This is a genomic window from Burkholderia cepacia complex sp. TUM26381, assembly GCF_057439935.1.
This window is the reverse complement of sequence record NZ_CM172007.1, coordinates 2,299,645-2,319,969: the sequence shown is the minus strand read 5'-3', so window position 1 is coordinate 2,319,969 and position 20,325 is coordinate 2,299,645. Positions and strand designations below refer to the sequence as shown.

Sequence of the window (20,325 nt, the reverse complement as noted above, 5' to 3'; positions counted from 1 at the left end):
ATGGCTGCAATCAAATCTAATCTCCCGCGCCGCAAGTTCGACGTGGTGATCGTCGGCGCGGGCGGCTCCGGCTTGCGCGCAGCGCTGCAACTGTCGCGCGCGGGCCTGTCGGTCGGCGTGCTGTCGAAGGTGTTCCCGACGCGTTCGCACACGGTGGCCGCGCAGGGCGGTATCGGTGCATCGCTCGGCAACATGAGCGAAGACAACTGGCACTTCCACTTCTACGACACGATCAAGGGCTCCGACTGGCTCGGCGACCAGGACGCGATCGAATTCATGTGCCGTGAAGCGCCGAACGTCGTGTACGAACTCGAGCACTTCGGCATGCCGTTCGACCGTAACGCGGACGGCACGATCTACCAGCGCCCGTTCGGCGGCCACACCGCGAACTACGGCGAGAAGCCGGTCCAGCGCGCTTGCGCGGCCGCCGACCGTACCGGTCACGCGCTGCTGCACACGCTGTACCAGCAGAACGTCGAAGCGAAGACGCAGTTCTTCGTCGAATGGATGGCGCTCGACCTGATCCGCGACGCGGATGGCGACGTGCTCGGCGTGACGGCCCTCGAGATGGAGACGGGTGACGTCTACATCATGGAAGGCAAGACGACGCTGTTCGCGACGGGCGGCGCAGGCCGGATCTTCGCGGCGTCGACCAACGCGTTCATCAACACCGGCGACGGCCTCGGCATGGCTGCGCGTTCGGGCATCGCGCTGCAGGACATGGAGTTCTGGCAGTTCCACCCGACCGGCGTGGCCGGCGCGGGCGTGCTGATCACCGAAGGCGTGCGCGGCGAAGGCGGTATCCTGCGCAACGCGAACGGCGAGCGTTTCATGGAGCGCTACGCGCCGACGCTGAAGGATCTGGCGCCGCGTGACTTCGTGTCGCGTTCGATGGACCAGGAAATCAAGGAAGGTCGCGGCGTCGGTCCGAACAAGGATCACGTGCTGCTCGACCTGTCGCACATCGGCGCCGAGACGATCATGAAGCGTCTGCCGTCGATCCGCGAAATCGCGCTGAAGTTCGCGAACGTCGACGCGATCAAGGAACCGATCCCGGTCGTCCCGACGATCCACTACCAGATGGGCGGCATCCCGACCAACATCCACGGTCAGGTCGTCGGCACGTCGCGCGATCACAAGGAACCGGTCAACGGCTTCTACGCAGTGGGCGAGTGCTCGTGCGTGTCCGTGCACGGCGCGAACCGCCTCGGCACGAACTCGCTGCTGGACCTCGTGGTGTTCGGCCGCGCGGCCGGCAACCACATCGTCGAGCACGTGAAGAACCAGAAGGAACACAAGCCGCTGCCGGCCGATGCAGGCGAATTCTCGCTGGCGCGCCTCGCGAAGCTCGACAAGTCGACGTCGGGTGAGTACACGCAGGATGTCGCGAACGACATCCGCGCGACGATGCAGAAACACGCAGGCGTGTTCCGCACGTCGGCGCTGCTGAAGGAAGGCGTCGATCAGATGGCCGGCCTGGCTGCGCGCGTGGAAAACATCCACCTGAAGGACAAGTCGAAGGTGTTCAACACCGCGCGCGTCGAAGCGCTCGAGCTGGAGAACCTGATCGAAGTGGCCCGCGCCACGATGGTGTCGGCGGAAGCGCGCAAGGAAAGCCGCGGCGCGCACGCACACAGCGACTACGAACATCGCGACGACGAAAACTGGCTGCGCCACACGCTGTGGTACAGCGAAGGCGATCGCCTCGACTACAAGCCGGTTCAAATGAAGCCGCTGACGGTCGAATCCGTGCCGCCGAAGCCGCGCACGTTCTAAGCCGAGTCAAAGGAATCCGAAATGGCAAAACGCATTTTTGAAGTCTACCGCTACGATCCGGACAAGGACGCAGCGCCGCGCATGCAGACGTACGAGCTCGACATCCAGCATGAGCGCATGCTGCTCGACGCACTGGTGAAGCTGAAGGCACTGGACGAGACGCTGTCGTTCCGCCGTTCGTGCCGTGAAGGCGTGTGCGGTTCGGACGCGATGAACATCAACGGCAAGAACGGTCTCGCGTGTCTGACGAACCTGAACGACCTGCCGCAGAAGATCGTGCTGCGTCCGCTGCCGGGCCTGCCCGTCGTGCGCGACCTGATCGTCGACATGACGCACTTCTTCAACCAGTACCACTCGATCAAGCCGTACCTGATCAACGACGCGCCGCCGCCGGAGAAGGAACGCCTCCAGTCGCCGGAAGAGCGCGACGAGCTCGACGGCGTGTACGAGTGCATTCTGTGTGCGAGCTGCTCGACGTCGTGCCCGAGCTTCTGGTGGAACCCGGACAAGTTCGTCGGCCCGGCCGGCCTGCTGCAGGCTTACCGCTTCATCGCGGACAGCCGCGACACCGCCACCGGCGAGCGTCTCGACAACCTGGAAGACCCGTACCGTCTGTTCCGTTGCCACACGATCATGAACTGCGTCGACGTTTGCCCGAAGGGCCTGAACCCGACGAAGGCGATCGGCAAGATCAAGGAACTGATGGTCCGCCGCGCGGTTTAAGGCCGGGTGCAATGAGCGACGATTCGCATCAATCCGACCCGCACCGTCGCGCGCGCCTCCGCTGGCGCGCGCGGCGGGGTCTGCTGGAAAACGACATCATCTTCGAGCGTTTCTTCAGCAGATACGAGCATGACCTCACCGATGCAGACGTAGGCGCGTTGTCGCGCCTGCTCGATCTGAGCGACAACGACCTGATGGACTTGCTCCTCGCGCGCAAGGAACCAGAAGGCGACCTAGACAGCCCGGACATTCACCGGCTGTTGGAGATGCTGCGCAACGTGTAACGCCAAGGTGTGACACGCTGTGCCCGTTATCGAATCCCGTTTCTTTATTTCGATTGAGGATGTGCCATGACTCCGTCTGATGTTAAAGCCACGCTATCGTTCAGCGACAACTCGCCGAGCGTCGAACTGCCGATCTACAAGGGCACGATGGGCCCGGACGTAATCGACATCCGCAAGCTGTACGGCCAGACCGGCAAGTTCACGTATGACCCGGGCTTCATGTCGACGGCGGCTTGTAATTCGGCGATCACGTACATCGACGGCGACAAGGGCGAGCTGCTGTACCGCGGTTACCCGATCGACAACCTCGCGCAAAACGCGGACTTCCTCGAAAGCTGCTACCTGCTGCTGAAGGGTGAACTGCCGAACGCAGCGCAGAAGAAGGAATTCGTCGACACCGTCACGAAGCACACGATGGTGCACGAGCAGATGCACTTCTTCTTCCGTGGCTTCCGCCGCGACGCGCACCCGATGGCGATCCTGGTCGCCGCAGTCGGCGCGCTGTCCGCGTTCTACCACGACTCGCTCGACATCAACGATCCGCGTCACCGTGAAGTGTCGGCGATCCGCATGATCGCGAAGCTGCCGACGCTCGTCGCGATGGCGTACAAGTACAGCATCGGCCAGCCGTTCGTGTATCCGAAGAACTCGCTGTCGTACAGCGCGAACTTCATGCACATGATGTTCTCGAACCCGTGCGAAGAGTACAAGGTCAACGACGTGCTCGTCCGCGCACTCGACCGCATCCTGATCCTGCACGCCGACCACGAGCAGAACGCATCGACGTCGACCGTCCGTCTGGCCGGCTCGTCGGGCGCGAACCCGTTCGCGTGTATCGCTGCCGGTATCGCGTGTCTGTGGGGCCCGGCGCACGGTGGTGCGAACGAAGCCGCGCTGAACATGCTCGAGCAGATCGGTTCGCCGGACAACATCCCCGAATTCATCAAGCAGGTGAAGGACAAGAATTCGGGCGTGAAGCTGATGGGCTTCGGCCACCGCGTGTACAAGAACTACGATCCGCGTGCGAAGCTGATGCGCGAAACGTGCTACGAAGTGCTGAACGAACTGGGCCTGCACGACGACCCGCTGTTCAAGCTCGCGATGCAGCTCGAGAAGATCGCGCTGGAAGACGAATACTTCGTGTCGCGCAAGCTGTACCCGAACGTCGACTTCTACTCGGGCATCGTCCAGCGCGCGCTGGGCATCCCGACGTCGATGTTCACGTGTATCTTCGCGATGGCACGTACGGTCGGCTGGATCGCACAGTGGAACGAAATGATTGCCGATCCGGAACAGAAGATCGGCCGTCCGCGCCAGCTGTTCATCGGCGATTCGCCGCGCGAAGCGAAGCCGATCAGCGCACGTTAAGTCGTGTGCGGCGCGAACGGCCGGCAGGCCGCTCGCGTCGGGCGAAACGCAACGCCACGACACCCCGACGGGTCATCCCGTCGGGGTGTTTTCATTTGCGCGCCGGATCGGCGCGGCGCTCCAGCGATGGCGGACGTGTGTCGAGTGACGGCGCGTCGTCGTCGGGGGCATGACCGTGCTGCTCGAAGAACTGCCGGTACGCACCCGGCGTCATCCCGCGTGCGGCGAGGAACTGGCGGTTGAAGTTCGCGGCATTCGGAATGCCGCAGCGCGCGGCCACTGTCGCGATCGGCCAGTCGGTGCCAACCAGGTGGCGGCACGCGTGCGCGAGCCGCAACCGCTGCACGTAGCGGCCGACGCTTTCACCGAGGTGCCGGACGAACAGGCGCTGCAGCGTGCGTTCGGACATGTGCGCGGCAGCGGCGAGCGCGTCGATGCGCAGCGGTTCGTGAAAGCGCCGGTCGATCGCGTCGAGCACGCGGTCGAGGCGTTCGGCTTCGGGCGCGGCCGTATCGACGGAAGGTCTCGTGCCGTCAGGCCGGTCATACGCCTGCGCGGTGGCGAGCGGCTCGCCGCCGGCTTCCGCGAGATCGGCGAGTGTATCGAGCGCAGCCGCGAGCCGTGCGCGCGGTAATGGATCGAGCAATTGCGGCAGCCGCGCACGCATCGCGCGGGCGGCTGCCACGTCGAAACGCAGGCCCGGCGCCGCGCGTCGCAGCAGCGAGCGCAGCGGCGCGTATTCGGGGCAGCAATCGGCCAGCCGCCGCACCCAGTCGCCGTCGAACCAGACGACGAGCGCGACTTCGGGCGCCTCGCGATCGATCCGCGCGTTCGACGACCACGTATGCGGCAGGTTGGGCGGCACGAGCACGAGATCGTCGTCCGCGTAGCGCGCGACGTGATCGCCGATGAAGCGCTGGCCGCGGCTGTTGAGCGTCAACGTCAGTTCGTACTCGGGGTGGCGGTGCCATTCGAACGGGATGCGCGCGAGCTGGCGGTGATAGACGCGGATCGAACAGCCAGGCGCGAACGTCACGTGCTCGTACTGCGGTTTCATCGCGGCCTCCGATGGGGGTGGGCAGCGTGTCGTGGCATGATCGTGAGCGCGATCGTTACCACGGAGCGATGCCATGTTTTCACATGTCTGCGTGGGCGTCAGCGATACGACGCGCGCCTACGATTTCTACGCACCGCTGTTCGCGGCACTCGGGCTGCGCCTGAAATTCCGCGAGCCGGACGGGTGGTCGGGCTGGATGCCGGCCGATGCCGACCGGCCGCTGTTCTTCTTCGGCAAACCGCTCGACGGCCGCGCGCCCGAACCGGGCAATGGCCATACGATCGCGTTCGCTGCGCCGACCCGTGCGCACGTCGACCGCTGCCACGCGCTCGCGCTGCGGCATGGCGGCTCCTGCGAAGGGCCGCCGGGCCTGCGGCCGGACTATCACCGCGACTACTACGGCGCCTATTTCCGCGATCCGGACGGCAACAAGCTTTGCGTGGTCTGTCATCGTCCGGCGTAACGCGCGGTTGTCAGAATTGTATCGATAGTTGACCGGATAGTGGCAATGGCGGCCATGTGCCGGCCTTACGCTGACAGCACATCACGACACGCTTCAGCGAGGAGACCACGATGCAACTGACGATCGACGATCTGCCCGCCGCGATCCGGACGGCGAAACGGGCGCTGCGCGCCGACCTGCCCGGGTATGCGGCCACGTTCCGCGAACTGGCGGGCGACATCGCGCGGCAGGTCGACGCGATCCGCCGCGCGCAGGCGCACGGCCAAGACGTGATTCCGGTCGTGCCGTTCGCGGATATCGCGGGCGGGACGGTCGATCCGCGCGCGATTGCCGCGATCCGTACGCATGGCGCGGTCGTGATTCGCGGCGTGTTCGATGTACGGCAGGCGGACGACTGGAACGACGAGATTGGCGCGTATCTGGACGCGAACCGCTTTGCCGACCGGTTGAATGCGCGTGCGGAAGACCGCTATTTCGGCAATCTCGCATCGGGCAAGCCGCAGATCTACGGCGTTTACTGGTCGAAGCCGCAGGTGGCCGCGCGCCAGTCGCCGGCACTGACGCAGGCGCGTGTGTTCCTGAACCGTTTGTGGCGGCATGCGGACGCCACGTACACGCATTTCGATCCCGACCAGGTGCCTGCCTATGCGGACCGGATCCGCCGCCGGCCGCCCGGTTCGACGTCGCTCGGGCTGTCGCCGCACGTCGACGGCGGCTCCGTCGAGCGCTGGCTCGGTGCGAACTTCCGGCAGGTCTACCGTCACGTGCTGGCCGGCCGCTGGCGCGACTACGATCCGTTCGATGCGGCGTTCCGCGCTGACGTCGAGGAGATTCCGTCGCCGGCCGTGTGTTCGATGTTCCGCACGTTCCAGGGCTGGACCGCGCTGACGCCGCAGGGGCCCGGCGACGGCACGCTGCAGTTGATCCCGGTCGCGAACGCGATGGCGTACGTCGTGCTGCGCGCGCTGCAGGACGATGTCGCCGACGACGACCTGTGCGGCGCGCGTCCCGGCCGCGCGCTGTCGATCCGGCCCGAATGGCACGCGCTGCTGCTCGACGCGCTGGTGCCGATCCCGCACATGGAACCGGGCGACGCGGTGTTCTGGCACGGCGACGTCGTGCATGCGGTCGAGGATGCGCACCGCGGCAGCGGCGACAGCAACGTGATGTACATCGCGGCCGCACCGGGCTGTGCGAAGAACGCGGCGTACCTGCAGCGCCAGCGATCCGCGTTCCTGCGCGGCGAGAGCCCGCCCGATTTCCCGGCCGATCATTTCGAGGTCGAATTCGACGGGCGTGGCGAGGAGGGCGACCTGACGGCGCCCGGGCGCTCGCAGATGGGGTTCGGGCCGGGCGCGTAACGGCCCCGCCCACTGCGCAGACGGCCGTTCGCGATGCGACGAACGGCCGTCTGCCGAATCCGCTGCGTGCCGTGCGCAATTCGACGCAATCGGCTGTCAGCGCAGCCGAAATCGACACGAATTGCGCAATTTGGCTTCCGATAATGGTCCGGACACAACGCCGCTGGCCCGTGCGCCGCACGGGTGCGGCGCAGACCATGGAGGAGTCGATGCAATTCACGCAAGCGATCGTTCGCCGTCCCGCACCGTCCTGCGGCGCGGGCCTGACCACCGCCGAACTCGGCGCGCCCGACTACGACAAGACGCTCACGCAGTTCCACGCGTATTGCGACGCGCTGCGCGCACTCGGCGTCGAGCTGACCGAGCTGCCGCCGCTGGACGGATTCCCCGATTCGCATTTCGTCGAGGACGTTGCGGTCGTGACGCCTGAATTCGCGGTGATCACGCGCCCCGGCGCACCTGCACGGCGCGGCGAGACGGTGCATATCGAAGCGGCGCTCGCCGCGCACCGCGACCTGCTGCCGATGCAGGACGGCCGTCTCGACGGCGGCGACGTGATGCTGGTCGGCAAGCGCTTCTTCATCGGCCTGACGGGCCGCACCGATGCCGAAGGCATCGCCGCGTTCGACGCGCTGGTGTCACGCTATGGCTACTCGGTCGTCGCGGTGCCGGTCGGCGCCGGCCTGCACCTGAAGTCGGTCGTCAACGCGCTCGGCGACGACACGCTGCTCGTGACCGAGGCGCTGGCCGCGCATCCGGCATTCGCCGACTATCGCCGGATCGCGATCTCCGCTGCCGACGAATACGCGGGCAACACGCTGCGCGTGAACGGCACGCTGATCACGCCGGCCGGTTATCCGCGCGTCCATGACGCGATCGCGCCGCTCGGGTTGCCGCTGCACGTGATCGATACGAGCGAGTTCCGCAAGATGGACGGCGGCCTGACCTGCCTGTCGCTGCGGTTCTAGCCGATTGGCGCGCGGCCGCTTCGGCCGGATAATGTGGCCCCCGCGCGGAAATGGAGACGTTCCGCGCACCAGCCACGATCCGACCGGAGCGAACGCGGATGACCGACAAGAAGATGCAGCTCGACAAGATCGATCTCCGGATCCTCGACATCCTGCGTACCGACGGGCGGATTTCCTACCGGAAGCTGTCGGAGCGCGTGAACCTCACGCCGCGGCCCTGCCAGGCGCGCGTGGAGCGGCTCGAGGCGCTCGGCGTGATCGAAGGCTACCGCGCGGTGATCAAGGCGCCGCGCGCGACCAAGCCGATCGTCGTGATCGCGCAGATCGTGCTGGCCGACCACGGGCGTTCGCAGGCGCCGTTCGAGGACGAAATGCGCGCGAATCCGGCCGTGCTCGATTGCTGGCTCGTCAGCGGCACGTTCGATTTTCTGGTGCGGCTCGCGTGCGAGGATCTCGACGAGTACCGGCGCATCGCGAACGTGTGGCTGGAAAGCCCGCGATTCCGGATCGAGAAGATCGTGACGACGGCCGAACTGCAGGCAATCAAGCGCAGCGTCGTGTGAGACAACCGGCCGGACAGGGCCGGTTTCGAGGCGTATGACCCGGGCAATCGATTTGCATTCCGAATCGAATCGGCTGACCCGGATCCAATCAGGGTGAACACTATGGATGCTATGCAAGCGGCAGCGGAGACGGCCGCGCCGTCCGGGACGGCGCTCAAGCGCCGTCTGCAGGGCCGCCACATCGCGATGATCGCGATCGGCGGCTCGATCGGCACGGGGCTGTTCGTCGCGTCGGGAGCGTCGGTCGCGCAGGCGGGGCCGGGCGGTGCGATCGCCGCGTATCTCGCGATCGGGATCATGGTCTACTTCGTCGTCACCGGGCTCGGCGAGATGGCGGCGCTGATGCCGGTGTCGGGCTCGTTCGCGATCTACGGCGAGAAGTACGTCGACGAAGGCTTCGGCGTCGCGCTTGGCTGGACCTACTGGTACAGCTGGGCCGTGACGATCGCGATCGAACTGGTCGCCGCACAGATCGTGATGCGCTACTGGTTTCCGTCGGTGCCGGGCGTGTGGTGGGGCGCGGGCTTTCTCGTGCTGATCTTCCTGCTCAATACGCTGTCGGTGCGCGGCTTTGGTGAATCGGAATACTGGTTCTCGCTGATCAAGGTCGTCACCGTGATCGCGTTCATCGCGGCCGGGCTGCTGATCGCGGCCGGCGTGCTCGGCACCGGGCATCCGGTCGGCTGGCGCAACTTCACGACGGGCGACGCGCCGTTCGTCGGCGGCGTGCACGCGATGATGAGCGTCGCGCTGATCGCGGGCTTCTCGTTCCTCGGCACCGAGCTGGTCGGGATCACGGCCGGCGAATCGGAAAACCCGCGCAAGACGATCCCGCGCGCGGTGAAGCAGATCTTCTGGCGGATCATGCTGTTCTACGTGCTCGCGATCTTCGTGATCGGCCTGCTCGTGCCGTACACCGACCCGAACCTGCTGAAGAGCGACGTGACCGACATCGGCGTGAGCCCGTTCACGCTGGTGTTCAGCCACGCGGGCTTCCCGCTTGCCGCCGGTGCGATGAACCTGGTGATCCTGACGGCCGTGCTGTCGGCCGGCAATTCCGGCACCTATGCGGCGACGCGGATGCTGTACAACCTCGCAGCGGAAGGGCGCGCGCCGGCGATGTTCGCGACGCTGTCGCCGGGCGGCGTGCCGCGCAACGCGCTGTACGCGACGATGGCGGTCGGCGGGCTGTGCTTCCTCACGTCGCTGACCAACAACCAGAGTATCTATCTGTGGCTGCTGAATACGGTCGGCATCACGGGATTCATCGCGTGGCTCGGGATCGCGGTCTGCCATTACCGGTTCCGCAAGGGCTTCCTGAAGCAGGGCTACCGGCTCGACCAGCTGCCGTACCGCGCGAAGTGGTTCCCGTTCGGGCCGCTGTTCGCGATCGCGATCTGCATCGTGATTTCGCTCGGCCAGGATTACCAGGCGTTCTTCGCGGCCCGCATCGACTGGATGGAGGTGCTGTCGATCTACGTGTGGATTCCGCTGTTCGTCGCGATCTGGTGGGCGTATCGCCGCGTGCGCAAGAGCCGGCTCGTGCGCTATGAGGAGATGGACATCGGGCCGTGGCTGACGCGCTCGGTCGAGGCCGTCGACGCAGCGGCCGGGCAGCACGGGCAGTCGCACTGACTGCCCGCGGGCGACAGCGCTGTAACGGGAGCCGGCGGCATTGCGCGGCCGGCTTTGCTTCAGGCCCCCGGGCGGCGACGCGCGAATGGCGCGCTCAGCGCGCGGGCTTCAACTGCGCCTTCATGAAATCGACCCACGCGCGCACTTTCTGCGGCACGTGCCGTGTCGCGACGTACAGCGCATAGACGCTCTGTTGCGGAAACCGGTACGCGGGCAGCGCGTCGACCAGTGCACCGCTTTCGAGATCGTCGTGTACGAGCCATTCGGGCAGCAGCGCGACGCCACTGCCTTGCCGCGCGAGTTCACGCAAGACCGATGCGTTGTCGACGACGATGTGGGGCTTCGTGCGAGGCCGGAATGCATGCTCGCGGCCTGCGCGGTCGGTGAGTGCCCATTCGGCGATCCGCTCGAGCCGGCTGTGCCCGAGCTGCGGCAGGCGCGCCAGATCGTCAGGCGATGCCGGTTGCGGCACGCCGGCCCGCGCAGGCAGCCCGGGCGCCATCACGGGAAGCACGTCGTAGGTGGCGAGACAGATGCCGCGATAGGGCAGGTCGCGAAAATGCTCGTGGCGTCCGAGCCGGATCGCGACGTCGAAGCGGTCGCGCACGAGATCGGCCTGCGACGTATGCGTGTCGAGCCGCACGCGCAACGCGGGATGACGCGCGGTAAACGCATGCAGCGCCGGTGCGAGTACGCGTGCCGCATATTCGACCGTCGACGTCACGCGCAGGATGCCTTCCATCCCGCCATGTTCGCCGCGCGCGTCGTCGATCGCGCCTTCGGCTTCGTCGAGCACGCGCAGGCAGCGCTGGTAGAAGCGCTCGCCGGCATCGGTCAGCTCGACGCGCCGGGTCGTCCGCGTGAGCAGCGTGACGCCGAGCTCCGCCTCGAGCTGCTTGATGTTGAAGCTGACGGCCGCGCGGGCCTGGTTCAGTGCAGTCGCGGCGGCCGTGAACGAGCCGGCTTCGACGACGGCACGGAACACGACGAAACGATCGAGGCTCACCATGTCGAGTCGTGGGTCCTGTCTGTGCGTGGGATCGCTCGAAGGGTACCCGAATGTGCGGTCGCGTGCGGAGCGTCATGCATCGGGCTGCCCGGGCGCGCGCCGATTGTCAAAATTTTTCGACCGGACTGGTCGAATCCGGCCGCTTACGGATGCGGTTGCCGGCTTCTACACTGCGGCGTTTCGTGATGTCCCGGCCGCACCATGCCAGACCGTTCCAGAATTGCCGTCGTCTACCTGCTCGGATTCGCGATCGATCTCGCGAACATGTTCATGCTGAACGCCGCCTATCCGGCACTGCAGCGCGAACTGCACGCGTCGGTCGCGCAGCTCGCGTGGGTCGGCAACATGTACGTGCTCGGCCTGACCGTCGTGATTCCGTTCGGCACGTGGCTGGCGCGCCGCTGCGGCGAGCGTCGCGTATTCGTCGCGTCGTTGCTGTTGTTCGCGCTCGGCAGCGCCGCCGTCGGCGCGGCACCGTCAATTGAAGCGCTGCTGGCATCGCGGCTGGTCCAGGGGCTCGGCGGCGGGCTGCTGATTCCGGTCGGACAGACGATGGCCTATCGAGCGTATCCGCCGCACGCGCACGCTCGGCTCACGTCGATCGTGATGATGGTCGCGCTGCTCGTGCCGGCACTGTCGCCCGCGATCGGCGGTGCGATCGTCGATCGCGGGTCGTGGCGCGCGATTTTCTTCGCGATGGTGCCGGTTGCAGCCGCGACCTGCGCGCTTGCGTGTGCCTGGCTGCCGCGCGCCGGTGTACACGAGCGGCCGCCGCGTCTGGACTTGCCGGGGCTTGGCCTGAGCGCCGCGGCGCTCGTCGCGTTGCTGCTCGGGCTGACCGCGGCGGGGCAGCCCGGCGGCGCGGCCTTTCCGCTTGCGATGCTGGCGATCGCGGTGACCGCCGGTACCGGTTACGTGTGGCATGCGCGTCGTGCCGCGTCGCCGGTGCTCGACCTGAGCCTGCTCGCGCAGCCGTTGCTGCGCACCGGTGTCGCGGTCTATCTGTGTGTGCCGGGCATCTTCACGGGCGTCAATCTCGTCGCGTCGCTCTACCTGCAGAACGCGCTCGGGTTGAGCGCCGCGCATGCCGGCGCGCTGATGCTGCCGTGGGCAATCGCGGCGTTCTTCGCGATCGCGACGACACGCCGCTGTTTTCCTCGCCATGGCGCGAAGCCGCTGTTCGTGTGCGGGATCGCGATCGATTGTGGCGGCATCGCGCTGCTCGCGACGCCGTGGGCGAGCGTCGAGGCCGTGCGTATCGTGGCGTTCGTCGCGATGGGGTACGGCGCGAGCCTGTGCACGAGCACGTCGCAAAGCGCGGCGTTCACCGGGGTGCCGGCGGAGCGGATGGGCGACGCGAGTGCGCTGTGGAACATCAATCGCCAATTGAGCTTTTGCATCGGCGTGGCCGTGCTTGGCAGCGCGCTCAACGCGTTGCTGGCGTTCGATGCGGGCGGCCCGCCGCTCGCGCCGTACCGGTGGTGCTTCGGGCTGGCGGCGCTGCTGACGTTGCTGCCGCTCGGCCTGATCGCCCGGCTGCCCGGGCACCGCGCGCCGGTCGCGCAACCCGTTTCATCCCACTATTGAGAACCTGAGAGCCGTATGAATCTGCCGAATCCGTTTTTCAAGGAAGTCGTCGATACCGTCGCCGACATCGAATGCTGGCTGTCCGGCCGTGCGGGCCGCGAGCGGCTCGCGACGCTGATGGCGCGCTTTTCACCGGGATTTTCGATGATAACGATGTCGGGCACGGTGCTCGATTACGCAGGCGTCGATGCGCTGTTTTCACATGGGCACGGCGCGCGTCCCGGGCTGGTGATCGGCATCGACGAACTGCGCGCGCTTGCCGTGTGGTCCGACGGCGCGGCGATCGGCTATCGCGAGACGCAAACCGACGGAGAAGGGCGGCGCACGGTGCGGCGCTCGACGGCCATGCTCCGGCGCGAGGCCGATGGCTTGATCGCGTGGCGTCATCTGCACGAGACAGCGGTCGCCGCGTAAGCCCGAGCGCTCGCCGCGCCGCTATGCGTCCAGCTCCGGATAGTGCCGGAAGATCCCCATGTCGTTGAACGGGATGCGGCGTTCCGATTCGAGATAGCGCGCGACGGGCGGATGCTGCGCGACGCGATCATGCAGCGCAACGAGCGCCGGGATGTTCCGCTCCGCGCGCTTCATCGCTTTCGGAAACGCATAGCGCAGGCCCTCGACGATCTGGAATATCGACAGGTCCGCATAGCTCAGCGCACTGCCCGCGATATAGCCGCTCCTGTGCGGATTCTGTCCGAGCACGCGATCGAAGTAACCGAGGAATTTCGGTAGCCGGTTCTCGAGGAAATCGGCCGCGCGCTCGGCCGCTTCCGCCTTCTGGTCCTCGTAGTACAGGCCGCTGGCGATCGGGTGATGCGTGTCGTGGATCTCGGTGACGAAGTCGGCGGCGGTCAACTGGAGCTGGTGTACCCACAGGCGGCCGGCGTCGTCGTCGGGCGCGAGCCCGAGCCGTGCGCCGAGAAACAGCAGGATGTTCGCCGTTTGCCCGACGACCACGTCGCCGGCCTTCAGGAATGGCGGCGCGAACGGCACGCATTCGGCCTGCGTGCCGTTCATCATGCGCATCATTGCCGGTACGCCCATCCCGCGCCCCGACTCGCGCGCGACGTCGACGTAGTCGGCCTCGGCTGCCTCCAGCGCGAGCCGCACGTACTCGCCGCGACCCTGGATCTCGGGCCAGTAATAGAGTGCATATCGCATGCTGTCTTCCTGTTCGTTGAACCGGATGCTGCCGGCATCGTGACGACCGGGCGGCCGTGCGCCGCCCGTTGCGAATAGACAGTCTAGGCGATCGCGGGAAAAGCGCCGCGCGCATCGTGCGTCACGCGCGCTCGCCGCCTTCCGGGCCGTAGAAGAACACCCAGGTCGAGAAATCGTCGGAGAAGCCGACGAAGCGATGCGCCGCGCAGGCGGGGACGAATAGCGTGTCACCGGCCGCGACGTCGCATTCGCGGCCGTCGACGACGAAGCGCGACGTGCCGGTCGCGATCACGTAGACCTCGTCGCGCGAGTGCGGCGTCTGCAGGTCCTCGACGCGCGGCCGGTACAGCTCGACGTCGAGCGTGCCGTGGCGAAACAGTGTCGTGAACAGCGAGCCTTCGTCGTCGAGGCGCGCGAGCGATTCGTTCAGGCCGAGCTTCATCGTGGTGGGCTCCGGGTCCGGATCGTGGGGACGTGTGTTGCGCCATCGTAGCGCGGGTGTCGCGACATCGAAACCCCGTGCCTGTCGCGAGCGCTCCACCGGCGAAACAGGCAGGCGGTTCGCTCACCGTATGTGAAACAAAATCGTCCGCCGGCGAAACGGCGCGGCGATCAAGCGGATTCAGCCGGCGCTTTCACCGCAATTTAACCAACGCCGCCTAGGATCGCGCTTCGTCGATCGGTGGCGCACCGCGATTCCGGTTCGCGCGCGGTTGCCCGATTGCCTTTCCCCTTGACCCCTGCGAATGGCGTTGACCCTGCCTGTCCTCAGGCACGGTCGTCATTCGCATCATTGCGTATCGTGCTCATGAGTCAGCATTCCCCGGCTTCGTCCCGAAGAAAATTCCTCGCCGCCGCGCCAGCCGTCGCGGCGTCGTCACTACTGAGCGCATGCGGGGGCGACGACGTCACGCCGGCGCCGATCGCCGACAGCGCGCTCGCCGCGCAAATGTCCGCGAAACTGAACGCCCAGCTCGGCGATGCGGCGACGGTCAACGCGATCGTACCGGCGCTGACCGACGTCGGCTTCACGTGGGACCTGTCGACGGTGCCGGCCGCGCAGATCGGCGCGATCGTCGCATACAGCTTCGGCAACCGTCCGAACGCGGCGAGCGGCAACACGTCGAGCACTGGCGGCAACCAGTCGGCGCTGCCCGATCCGGGGCCCGTGAACGAAGCGCTCGCGGATGCCGTGTACCGCATCCGTCAGCTGAAGCCCGTCAAGGTCTATGCGCAGTGGGAAATCGCGCGTTTCCTCGTGTCGAAATACGGGATGGGCGCCGACGTGCTGTCGTCGGTCGAACCGGTGATCGCGAGCGACGGCTCGATCGTGTACCTGAGCACGGCGGGCGTCGCGGCCGTGGCCGTGTCACGCGCGGGTGGCGCGACGGCGATGGGCACCGTCGCGGTGGTCGGCCATCGCGATCACGCGAAGCGCTGCATCCAGACGTCGCAGCAGGCGGGCATGAAGGCGGCTGCGGTTGCCGAGGTGCCGCTGCCGACGACGTACGACCCGCAGTCGGGTCAGCCGTGGACGCGCAACCGCAGCCTCTACCTCGTGCACGACATGTATGCGCAGATGCTGACGCGCGCGATGACCGCGACGATGCAGGCGTACCCGAAGGGCTGATGCCTTCCGTTTCCCATTCGAATTCCGTGACCATGACGAACCGCCGCCATTTCCTGGCTTCCACTTCCTTGCTCGCCGCATCGTGCGCCGCCGCGGCGCCCGCTTTCGCGAGCGATGCCCCCGTTTCCGATGCGGAACTGCAGCGCCAGATGCTAGGCAAGCTGACGAACGAACTGAACGATCGCGCGACCGCCACCGACGAAACCGGCTATCTGCTCGACACGTTTTTCTCGTGGACGCCGCCGACCGTCGCCGTGGCCGCCATCAATACGATTGTCGCGTTCAGCTTTGGCAGTCGTGCCGGCGCATCGGCCGCCGCACCGGTGCCGGGTCCCGTCAACGAGGCGATTGCCGACGCCGTGTTCCAGCTTCGGCAGAAGGTCACGGCGCCGGTCTTCGCGCAGCAGGAGATCGCGAGCGTGCTCGCATCGAAATATGGCCTGACGGCCGGCGTGACGTCGATCGCGACACCTGCCGTGGCCGCCGGCAGCCCGATACCGACGCCCGACGGCGTCGCCGCCGCGATCGTCAAACAGGCCGGCTCGGCCTCGGCGCCCGGCAAGGTCGGCGTCGTCACGCATCTGGATCAGGCGTCGCTCGCCGTGCGCGTGTCGAATGCGGCGGGGATGCAGGCGGCGGTGCCGGCTGCCTTCGCGCTGCCGTCGCTCTACGATACGGCCGCGCAGATGCCGGCCATGCGGCGGCGCGATCTCTACCTGCTGAGCAACGCCGGCATGCAGCTCGCGATGCTGCGGCTCGACCTGATCAACCGCGAGTACCCGAACGGCTGACGCCGCCGGCCGCGGGGCACGGCGCGGGATCCGGGCGACGCGTTTGCGCGATCGCCGCCCGCCGGATCGTGCGTGCCCCGTTTTGCCGGGTAATGCCGATACAGGTATTGGCACTACCAGCCAAACCACTGTTTTTAATGGGTTTTTTCGCGTCCGGCCTGCGCCGCGACGCGCACTGCGTGGCATAATCGACTCCATCCGCAAGGCTTGTAGTCACAACGACCCCGCATACCCATGGCACAGACTCTCTACGACAAACTGTGGAACACCCACGTGGTCCACACCGAGGAAGACGGCACGACCCTGCTCTATATCGACCGTCAGCTGCTGCACGAAGTCACGAGCCCGCAGGCGTTTGAAGGGCTGAAGATCGCGCAGCGTCCGGTATGGCGCATCAGCGCGAACCTGGCCGTGTCGGACCACAACGTGCCGACGACGGACCGCAGCCACGGCATCGCCGATCCCGTCTCGAAGCTGCAGGTCGATACGCTCGACGCGAACTGCGATGCGTTCGGCATCACGCAGTTCAAGATGAACGACGTGCGCCAGGGCATCGTCCACATCATCGGGCCGGAGCAGGGCGCGACGCTGCCGGGCATGACGATCGTGTGCGGCGATTCGCACACGTCGACGCACGGCGCGTTCGGCGCGCTCGCGCACGGCATCGGCACGTCGGAAGTCGAACACGTGCTCGCCACCCAAACCTTGCTGCAGAAGAAGAGCAAGAACATGCTCGTGAAGGTCGAGGGCGCACTGCCGCGCGGCTGTACCGCGAAGGACATCGTGCTCGCGATCATCGGCAAGATCGGCACGGCAGGCGGCACGGGCTACGCAATCGAATTCGGCGGCTCGACGATCCGCGCGCTGACGATGGAAGGCCGCATGACCGTCTGCAACATGGCGATCGAAGCCGGCGCGCGCGCGGGCATGGTCGCCGTCGACGACACGACGATCGATTACCTGTTGGGCCGTCCGTTCGTGCCGACCGGCGCGGAATGGGACCAGGCCGTCGAATACTGGCGCCAGTTCAAGTCGGACGACGGCGCGCAGTTCGACCGCGTGGTCGAGCTGAATGCAGCCGAGATCGTCCCGCAGGTCACGTGGGGCACGTCGCCGGAAATGGTCACGTCGATCGACGGTCGCGTGCCCGATCCCGAGCGCGAGAAGGATCCGGTCAAGCGCGACGCGATGGAGCGCGCGCTGGCGTACATGGCGCTCGAGCCGAACACGCCGATCGAATCGATCAAGGTCGACAAGATCTTCATCGGCTCGTGCACGAACGCACGGATCGAAGATATCCGCGCGGCCGCGTACGTCGTGAAGAAGCTGAACCGTCGCATCGCATCGAACGTGCGGCTCGCGATGGTCGTGCCGGGTTCGGGCCTCGTGAAGGCGCAGGCCGAGCGCGAAGGGCTCGACAAGGTGTTCACGGACGCCGGCTTCGAATGGCGCGAACCGGGCTGCTCGATGTGCCTCGCGATGAACGCCGACCGGCTCGATCCGGGCGAGCGTTGCGCGTCGACGTCGAACCGCAACTTCGAGGGCCGGCAGGGCGCGGGCGGCCGCACGCACCTCGTGAGCCCCGCGATGGCGGCAGCCGCGGCGATCGAAGGCCACTTCGTCGACATTCGCCAGCTGGGGTAACGCGTGACGGTATCGAAGGTCATCGCGCGGCTGGTTGCCGCGCTGGCGCTGGCGGGGCTGGGCTTCGGCCTCGCGGGCTGCAATACCGTCCGAGGCTTCGGCGAGGACGTCAACGCCGCGGGCAACGCGCTTCAGCGCGCCGCGGACTGACACTGCCACCGAGAATTTGTCGATGTGTGCCGGCCGCGTGCCGGCCCTTCAACCGGATAGACGGATCATGGAAAAATTCACTGTACATACCGGCGTCGTGGCGCCGCTCGATCGCGAGAACGTGGACACCGACGCGATCATCCCGAAGCAGTTCCTGAAGTCGATCAAGCGCACGGGCTTCGGTCCGAATGCGTTCGACGAATGGCGTTACCTCGATCACGGCGAGCCGGGCCAGGACAACTCGAAGCGCCCGCTGAATCCCGACTTCGTGCTGAACCAGCCGCGTTACCAGGGCGCGTCGGTGCTGATCGCACGCAAGAACTTCGGTTGCGGCAGCTCGCGCGAGCACGCGCCATGGGCGCTGCAGCAGTACGGCTTCCGCGCGATCATCGCGCCGAGCTTCGCGGACATCTTCTTCAACAACTGCTACAAGAACGGTCTGCTGCCGATCGTGCTGACCGAGCAGCAGGTCGATCACCTGTTCAACGAGACGGTTGCGTTCAACGGCTTTCAACTGACGATCGACCTCGACGCACAGGTCGTGCGTTCAGGTGACGGCCGCGAGTATCCGTTCGAGATCGCCGCGTTCCGCAAGTACTGCCTGCTGAACGGCTTCGACGACATCGGCCTCACGCTGCGCCACGCGGACAAGATCCGCCAGTTCGAAGCCGAGCGGCTCGTCAAGCAGCCGTGGCTCAACACCAAGCTGGTCGGCTGATCGTGCCTTTCGGGCGGGCGCGCCGGCGGCGCGTTCGCCGGCCTGCCTCCATAACCACCTACCCAGTCAGGAATTTCGCATGAAGATTGCAGTGCTGCCCGGCGACGGCATCGGTCCGGAAATCGTCAATGAAGCCGTGAAGGTGCTGAACGCACTCGACGAGAAGTTCGAACTCGAACAGGCGCCGGTCGGCGGCGCGGGCTACGAGGCGAGCGGCCATCCGCTGCCCGACGCGACGCTGGCGCTCGCAAAGGAAGCCGACGCGATCCTGTTCGGCGCGGTCGGCGACTGGAAGTACGACTCGCTCGAGCGCGCGCTGCGCCCCGAGCAGGCGATCCTCGGGCTGCGCAAGCATCTCGAGCTGTTCGCGAACTTCCGCCCGGCGATCTGCTATCCGCAGCTCGTCGATGCGTCGCCGCTCAAAGCCGAGCTCGTCGCGGGCCTCGACATCCTGATCGTGCGCGAACTGAACGGCGACATCTACTTCGGCCAGCCGCGCGGCGTGCGCGCTGCACCGGACGGCCCGTTCGCGGGCGAGCGCGAAGGCTTCGACACGATGCGCTACTCGGAACCGGAAGTGCGCCGCATCGCGCACGTCGCGTTCCAGGCCGCCCGCAAGCGCGCGAAGAAGCTGCTGTCGGTCGACAAGGCGAACGTGCTCGAAACGTCGCAGTTCTGGCGCGACATCATGATCGACGTGTCGAAGGAATACGCGGACGTCGAGCTGTCGCACATGTACGTCGACAACGCGGCGATGCAGCTCGCGAAGGCGCCGAAGCAGTTCGACGTGATCGTCACGGGCAACATGTTCGGCGACATCCTGTCGGACGAAGCGTCGATGCTGACGGGTTCGATCGGCATGCTGCCGTCGGCGTCGCTCGACAAGAACAACAAGGGTCTGTACGAGCCGTCGCACGGTTCGGCGCCGGACATCGCGGGCAAGGGCATTGCCAACCCGCTCGCAACGATCCTGTCGGCTGCGATGATGCTGCGCTACTCGCTGAATCGTGCGGAGCAGGCCGATCGTATCGAGCGCGCGGTGAAAACGGTGCTCGAGCAGGGTTACCGTACGGGCGACATCGCCACGCCGGGCTGCCGGCAGGTCGGCACGACGGCGATGGGTGATGCGGTGGTCGCGGCGCTGTAACGCGATGCGGCACCGATAGTGTAGAAAGGGCGCGAACGGGCCGCGAAAATCGGCCGGTTCGCCCACGGTTGGCCGTTGTGCGGGCCACCGGCTTTGTGTAGACTCGAACGATGGCGCTGATTTCCCTGATCTCCCCGGTCCTGAAACTCCACGGCAACACTGCCCGTGCGGGTGCGCGCGCCATCGTCATCACGAAAACCATTACCACGAAAACGATCATTAAACGCTGATCGCCGTCGTGCCCGCCTGTTTCCCCGCGCGGTCACGCGGGGACGGAAATGGCGGGGAAG

The 20,325-nt window shown here is 66.5% G+C and carries 22 protein-coding genes; 18 read left to right on the top strand and 4 right to left on the bottom strand.

Annotation, left to right across the window (positions count from 1 at the left end; all coding sequences use genetic code 11):
• The 4 genes from sdhA (at position 1) to gltA (ending at position 4,151) form a co-directional block, all read left to right on the top strand.
• Positions 1–1,776 carry a succinate dehydrogenase flavoprotein subunit gene (sdhA, locus tag ACWMMN_RS27060; RefSeq protein ID WP_059237256.1) on the top strand — a complete coding sequence of 592 codons (1,776 nt, stop codon included), beginning with the start codon at positions 1–3 and terminating at the stop codon, positions 1,774–1,776.
• Positions 1,777–1,797: 21 nt separating this feature from the next.
• Entirely contained in the window at positions 1,798–2,499 is a 702-nt protein-coding gene (locus ACWMMN_RS27055; protein WP_059237255.1) for a succinate dehydrogenase iron-sulfur subunit, read from the top strand.
• Between the two features lie 11 nt (positions 2,500–2,510).
• On the top strand, positions 2,511–2,783 hold the full coding sequence (locus ACWMMN_RS27050; protein WP_011355742.1) for an FAD assembly factor SdhE: 273 nt from the start codon (positions 2,511–2,513) through the stop codon (positions 2,781–2,783).
• 66 nt (positions 2,784–2,849) lie between these two features.
• Entirely contained in the window at positions 2,850–4,151 is a 1,302-nt protein-coding gene (gene gltA / locus ACWMMN_RS27045; RefSeq protein WP_048250513.1) for a citrate synthase, read from the top strand.
• A gap of 91 nt (positions 4,152–4,242) precedes the next feature.
• Here gltA and ACWMMN_RS27040 read toward each other — a convergent pair whose 3' ends face one another.
• Positions 4,243–5,208 carry a helix-turn-helix domain-containing protein gene (locus ACWMMN_RS27040; RefSeq protein WP_059237254.1) on the bottom strand — a complete coding sequence of 322 codons (966 nt, stop codon included), beginning with the start codon at positions 5,206–5,208 and terminating at the stop codon, positions 4,243–4,245.
• Positions 5,209–5,281: 73 nt separating this feature from the next.
• On the opposite strand from ACWMMN_RS27040, the gene ACWMMN_RS27035 reads away from it, so the two are divergent.
• The 5 genes from ACWMMN_RS27035 (at position 5,282) to ACWMMN_RS27015 (ending at position 10,198) form a co-directional block, all read left to right on the top strand.
• Positions 5,282–5,671: a VOC family protein gene (locus ACWMMN_RS27035; protein WP_059237253.1), complete on the top strand. Its 390-nt coding sequence runs from the start codon at positions 5,282–5,284 to the stop codon at positions 5,669–5,671.
• Between the two features lie 110 nt (positions 5,672–5,781).
• Positions 5,782–7,032 (top strand): DUF1479 domain-containing protein, encoded by a 1,251-nt coding sequence (locus ACWMMN_RS27030; protein ID WP_486423372.1) that lies wholly within the window; start codon positions 5,782–5,784, stop codon positions 7,030–7,032.
• A 209-nt stretch (positions 7,033–7,241) separates the two neighbouring features.
• Positions 7,242–8,000: a dimethylarginine dimethylaminohydrolase family protein gene (locus tag ACWMMN_RS27025; protein ID WP_059240762.1), complete on the top strand. Its 759-nt coding sequence runs from the start codon at positions 7,242–7,244 to the stop codon at positions 7,998–8,000.
• Positions 8,001–8,098: 98 nt separating this feature from the next.
• Positions 8,099–8,563, top strand: coding sequence for an Lrp/AsnC family transcriptional regulator (locus ACWMMN_RS27020; RefSeq protein ID WP_049028515.1), 465 nt, complete (start codon positions 8,099–8,101; stop codon positions 8,561–8,563).
• A 102-nt stretch (positions 8,564–8,665) separates the two neighbouring features.
• Positions 8,666–10,198, top strand: coding sequence for an amino acid permease (locus ACWMMN_RS27015; protein WP_486423371.1), 1,533 nt, complete (start codon positions 8,666–8,668; stop codon positions 10,196–10,198).
• A gap of 94 nt (positions 10,199–10,292) precedes the next feature.
• Here the strand turns inward: ACWMMN_RS27015 and ACWMMN_RS27010 are convergent, their stop codons facing one another.
• Entirely contained in the window at positions 10,293–11,207 is a 915-nt protein-coding gene (locus tag ACWMMN_RS27010) for a LysR family transcriptional regulator (protein WP_256086590.1), read from the bottom strand.
• Between the two features lie 201 nt (positions 11,208–11,408).
• Between ACWMMN_RS27010 and ACWMMN_RS27005 the strand changes: the two genes are divergently transcribed.
• Together ACWMMN_RS27005 and ACWMMN_RS27000 are read left to right on the top strand one after the other, a co-directional pair.
• Complete coding sequence (locus tag ACWMMN_RS27005) at positions 11,409–12,794, top strand: MFS transporter (protein WP_486423370.1); 1,386 nt, start codon at positions 11,409–11,411, stop codon at positions 12,792–12,794.
• Between the two features lie 15 nt (positions 12,795–12,809).
• Positions 12,810–13,208, top strand: a complete 399-nt coding sequence (locus ACWMMN_RS27000) for a DUF4440 domain-containing protein (protein ID WP_486423369.1) — start codon at positions 12,810–12,812, stop codon at positions 13,206–13,208.
• A gap of 21 nt (positions 13,209–13,229) precedes the next feature.
• Here ACWMMN_RS27000 and ACWMMN_RS26995 read toward each other — a convergent pair whose 3' ends face one another.
• Together ACWMMN_RS26995 and ACWMMN_RS26990 are read right to left on the bottom strand one after the other, a co-directional pair.
• Positions 13,230–13,955 (bottom strand): glutathione S-transferase, encoded by a 726-nt coding sequence (locus ACWMMN_RS26995; protein WP_486423368.1) that lies wholly within the window; start codon positions 13,953–13,955, stop codon positions 13,230–13,232.
• 121 nt (positions 13,956–14,076) lie between these two features.
• Entirely contained in the window at positions 14,077–14,397 is a 321-nt protein-coding gene (locus ACWMMN_RS26990; protein WP_174992729.1) for a cupin domain-containing protein, read from the bottom strand.
• A 366-nt stretch (positions 14,398–14,763) separates the two neighbouring features.
• On the opposite strand from ACWMMN_RS26990, the gene ACWMMN_RS26985 reads away from it, so the two are divergent.
• The 7 genes from ACWMMN_RS26985 to ACWMMN_RS26955 all read left to right on the top strand — a co-directional run bounded on the left by ACWMMN_RS26985 (position 14,764) and on the right by ACWMMN_RS26955 (position 20,265).
• The gene (locus ACWMMN_RS26985) at positions 14,764–15,585 is read left to right on the top strand and encodes a hypothetical protein (RefSeq protein WP_486423367.1); all 822 of its coding nucleotides are present in this window, start codon (positions 14,764–14,766) and stop codon (positions 15,583–15,585) included.
• A 32-nt stretch (positions 15,586–15,617) separates the two neighbouring features.
• A complete protein-coding gene (locus ACWMMN_RS26980) occupies positions 15,618–16,376 on the top strand; it encodes a hypothetical protein (RefSeq protein ID WP_059237244.1) in 759 nt (252 codons plus the stop codon).
• Between the two features lie 234 nt (positions 16,377–16,610).
• Positions 16,611–18,020, top strand: coding sequence for a 3-isopropylmalate dehydratase large subunit (gene leuC, locus ACWMMN_RS26975; protein ID WP_059237243.1), 1,410 nt, complete (start codon positions 16,611–16,613; stop codon positions 18,018–18,020).
• A 3-nt stretch (positions 18,021–18,023) separates the two neighbouring features.
• The gene (locus tag ACWMMN_RS26970; protein WP_059237242.1) at positions 18,024–18,170 is read left to right on the top strand and encodes an entericidin A/B family lipoprotein; all 147 of its coding nucleotides are present in this window, start codon (positions 18,024–18,026) and stop codon (positions 18,168–18,170) included.
• Positions 18,171–18,237: 67 nt separating this feature from the next.
• Positions 18,238–18,888 carry a 3-isopropylmalate dehydratase small subunit gene (gene leuD / locus ACWMMN_RS26965; protein ID WP_059237241.1) on the top strand — a complete coding sequence of 217 codons (651 nt, stop codon included), beginning with the start codon at positions 18,238–18,240 and terminating at the stop codon, positions 18,886–18,888.
• A gap of 79 nt (positions 18,889–18,967) precedes the next feature.
• Positions 18,968–20,035, top strand: a complete 1,068-nt coding sequence (leuB, locus tag ACWMMN_RS26960) for a 3-isopropylmalate dehydrogenase (protein ID WP_059237240.1) — start codon at positions 18,968–18,970, stop codon at positions 20,033–20,035.
• 110 nt (positions 20,036–20,145) lie between these two features.
• Positions 20,146–20,265: a hypothetical protein gene (locus ACWMMN_RS26955; RefSeq protein ID WP_006756675.1), complete on the top strand. Its 120-nt coding sequence runs from the start codon at positions 20,146–20,148 to the stop codon at positions 20,263–20,265.
• The last annotated feature ends 60 nt before the right edge of the window (positions 20,266–20,325 follow it).

Coding starts and splice junctions, on each gene's coding strand:
- ACWMMN_RS26985 (WP_486423367.1), top strand. CDS start 14,764: ATGAGTCAGCATTCCCCGGCTTCGTCCCGAAGAAAATTCCTCGCCGCC.
- ACWMMN_RS27030 (WP_486423372.1), top strand. CDS start 5,782: ATGCAACTGACGATCGACGATCTGCCCGCCGCGATCCGGACGGCGAAA.
- ACWMMN_RS27035 (WP_059237253.1), top strand. CDS start 5,282: ATGTTTTCACATGTCTGCGTGGGCGTCAGCGATACGACGCGCGCCTAC.
- ACWMMN_RS27050 (WP_011355742.1), top strand. CDS start 2,511: ATGAGCGACGATTCGCATCAATCCGACCCGCACCGTCGCGCGCGCCTC.
- leuB (WP_059237240.1), top strand. CDS start 18,968: ATGAAGATTGCAGTGCTGCCCGGCGACGGCATCGGTCCGGAAATCGTC.
- ACWMMN_RS27020 (WP_049028515.1), top strand. CDS start 8,099: ATGACCGACAAGAAGATGCAGCTCGACAAGATCGATCTCCGGATCCTC.
- ACWMMN_RS27015 (WP_486423371.1), top strand. CDS start 8,666: ATGGATGCTATGCAAGCGGCAGCGGAGACGGCCGCGCCGTCCGGGACG.
- leuD (WP_059237241.1), top strand. CDS start 18,238: ATGGAAAAATTCACTGTACATACCGGCGTCGTGGCGCCGCTCGATCGC.
- gltA (WP_048250513.1), top strand. CDS start 2,850: ATGACTCCGTCTGATGTTAAAGCCACGCTATCGTTCAGCGACAACTCG.
- sdhA (WP_059237256.1), top strand. CDS start 1: ATGGCTGCAATCAAATCTAATCTCCCGCGCCGCAAGTTCGACGTGGTG.
- ACWMMN_RS27055 (WP_059237255.1), top strand. CDS start 1,798: ATGGCAAAACGCATTTTTGAAGTCTACCGCTACGATCCGGACAAGGAC.
- ACWMMN_RS27010 (WP_256086590.1), bottom strand. CDS start 11,207: ATGGTGAGCCTCGATCGTTTCGTCGTGTTCCGTGCCGTCGTCGAAGCC.
- ACWMMN_RS26980 (WP_059237244.1), top strand. CDS start 15,618: ATGACGAACCGCCGCCATTTCCTGGCTTCCACTTCCTTGCTCGCCGCA.
- ACWMMN_RS26995 (WP_486423368.1), bottom strand. CDS start 13,955: ATGCGATATGCACTCTATTACTGGCCCGAGATCCAGGGTCGCGGCGAG.
- ACWMMN_RS27005 (WP_486423370.1), top strand. CDS start 11,409: ATGCCAGACCGTTCCAGAATTGCCGTCGTCTACCTGCTCGGATTCGCG.
- ACWMMN_RS27000 (WP_486423369.1), top strand. CDS start 12,810: ATGAATCTGCCGAATCCGTTTTTCAAGGAAGTCGTCGATACCGTCGCC.
- ACWMMN_RS27040 (WP_059237254.1), bottom strand. CDS start 5,208: ATGAAACCGCAGTACGAGCACGTGACGTTCGCGCCTGGCTGTTCGATC.
- ACWMMN_RS26990 (WP_174992729.1), bottom strand. CDS start 14,397: ATGAAGCTCGGCCTGAACGAATCGCTCGCGCGCCTCGACGACGAAGGC.
- ACWMMN_RS27025 (WP_059240762.1), top strand. CDS start 7,242: ATGCAATTCACGCAAGCGATCGTTCGCCGTCCCGCACCGTCCTGCGGC.
- ACWMMN_RS26955 (WP_006756675.1), top strand. CDS start 20,146: ATGGCGCTGATTTCCCTGATCTCCCCGGTCCTGAAACTCCACGGCAAC.
- leuC (WP_059237243.1), top strand. CDS start 16,611: ATGGCACAGACTCTCTACGACAAACTGTGGAACACCCACGTGGTCCAC.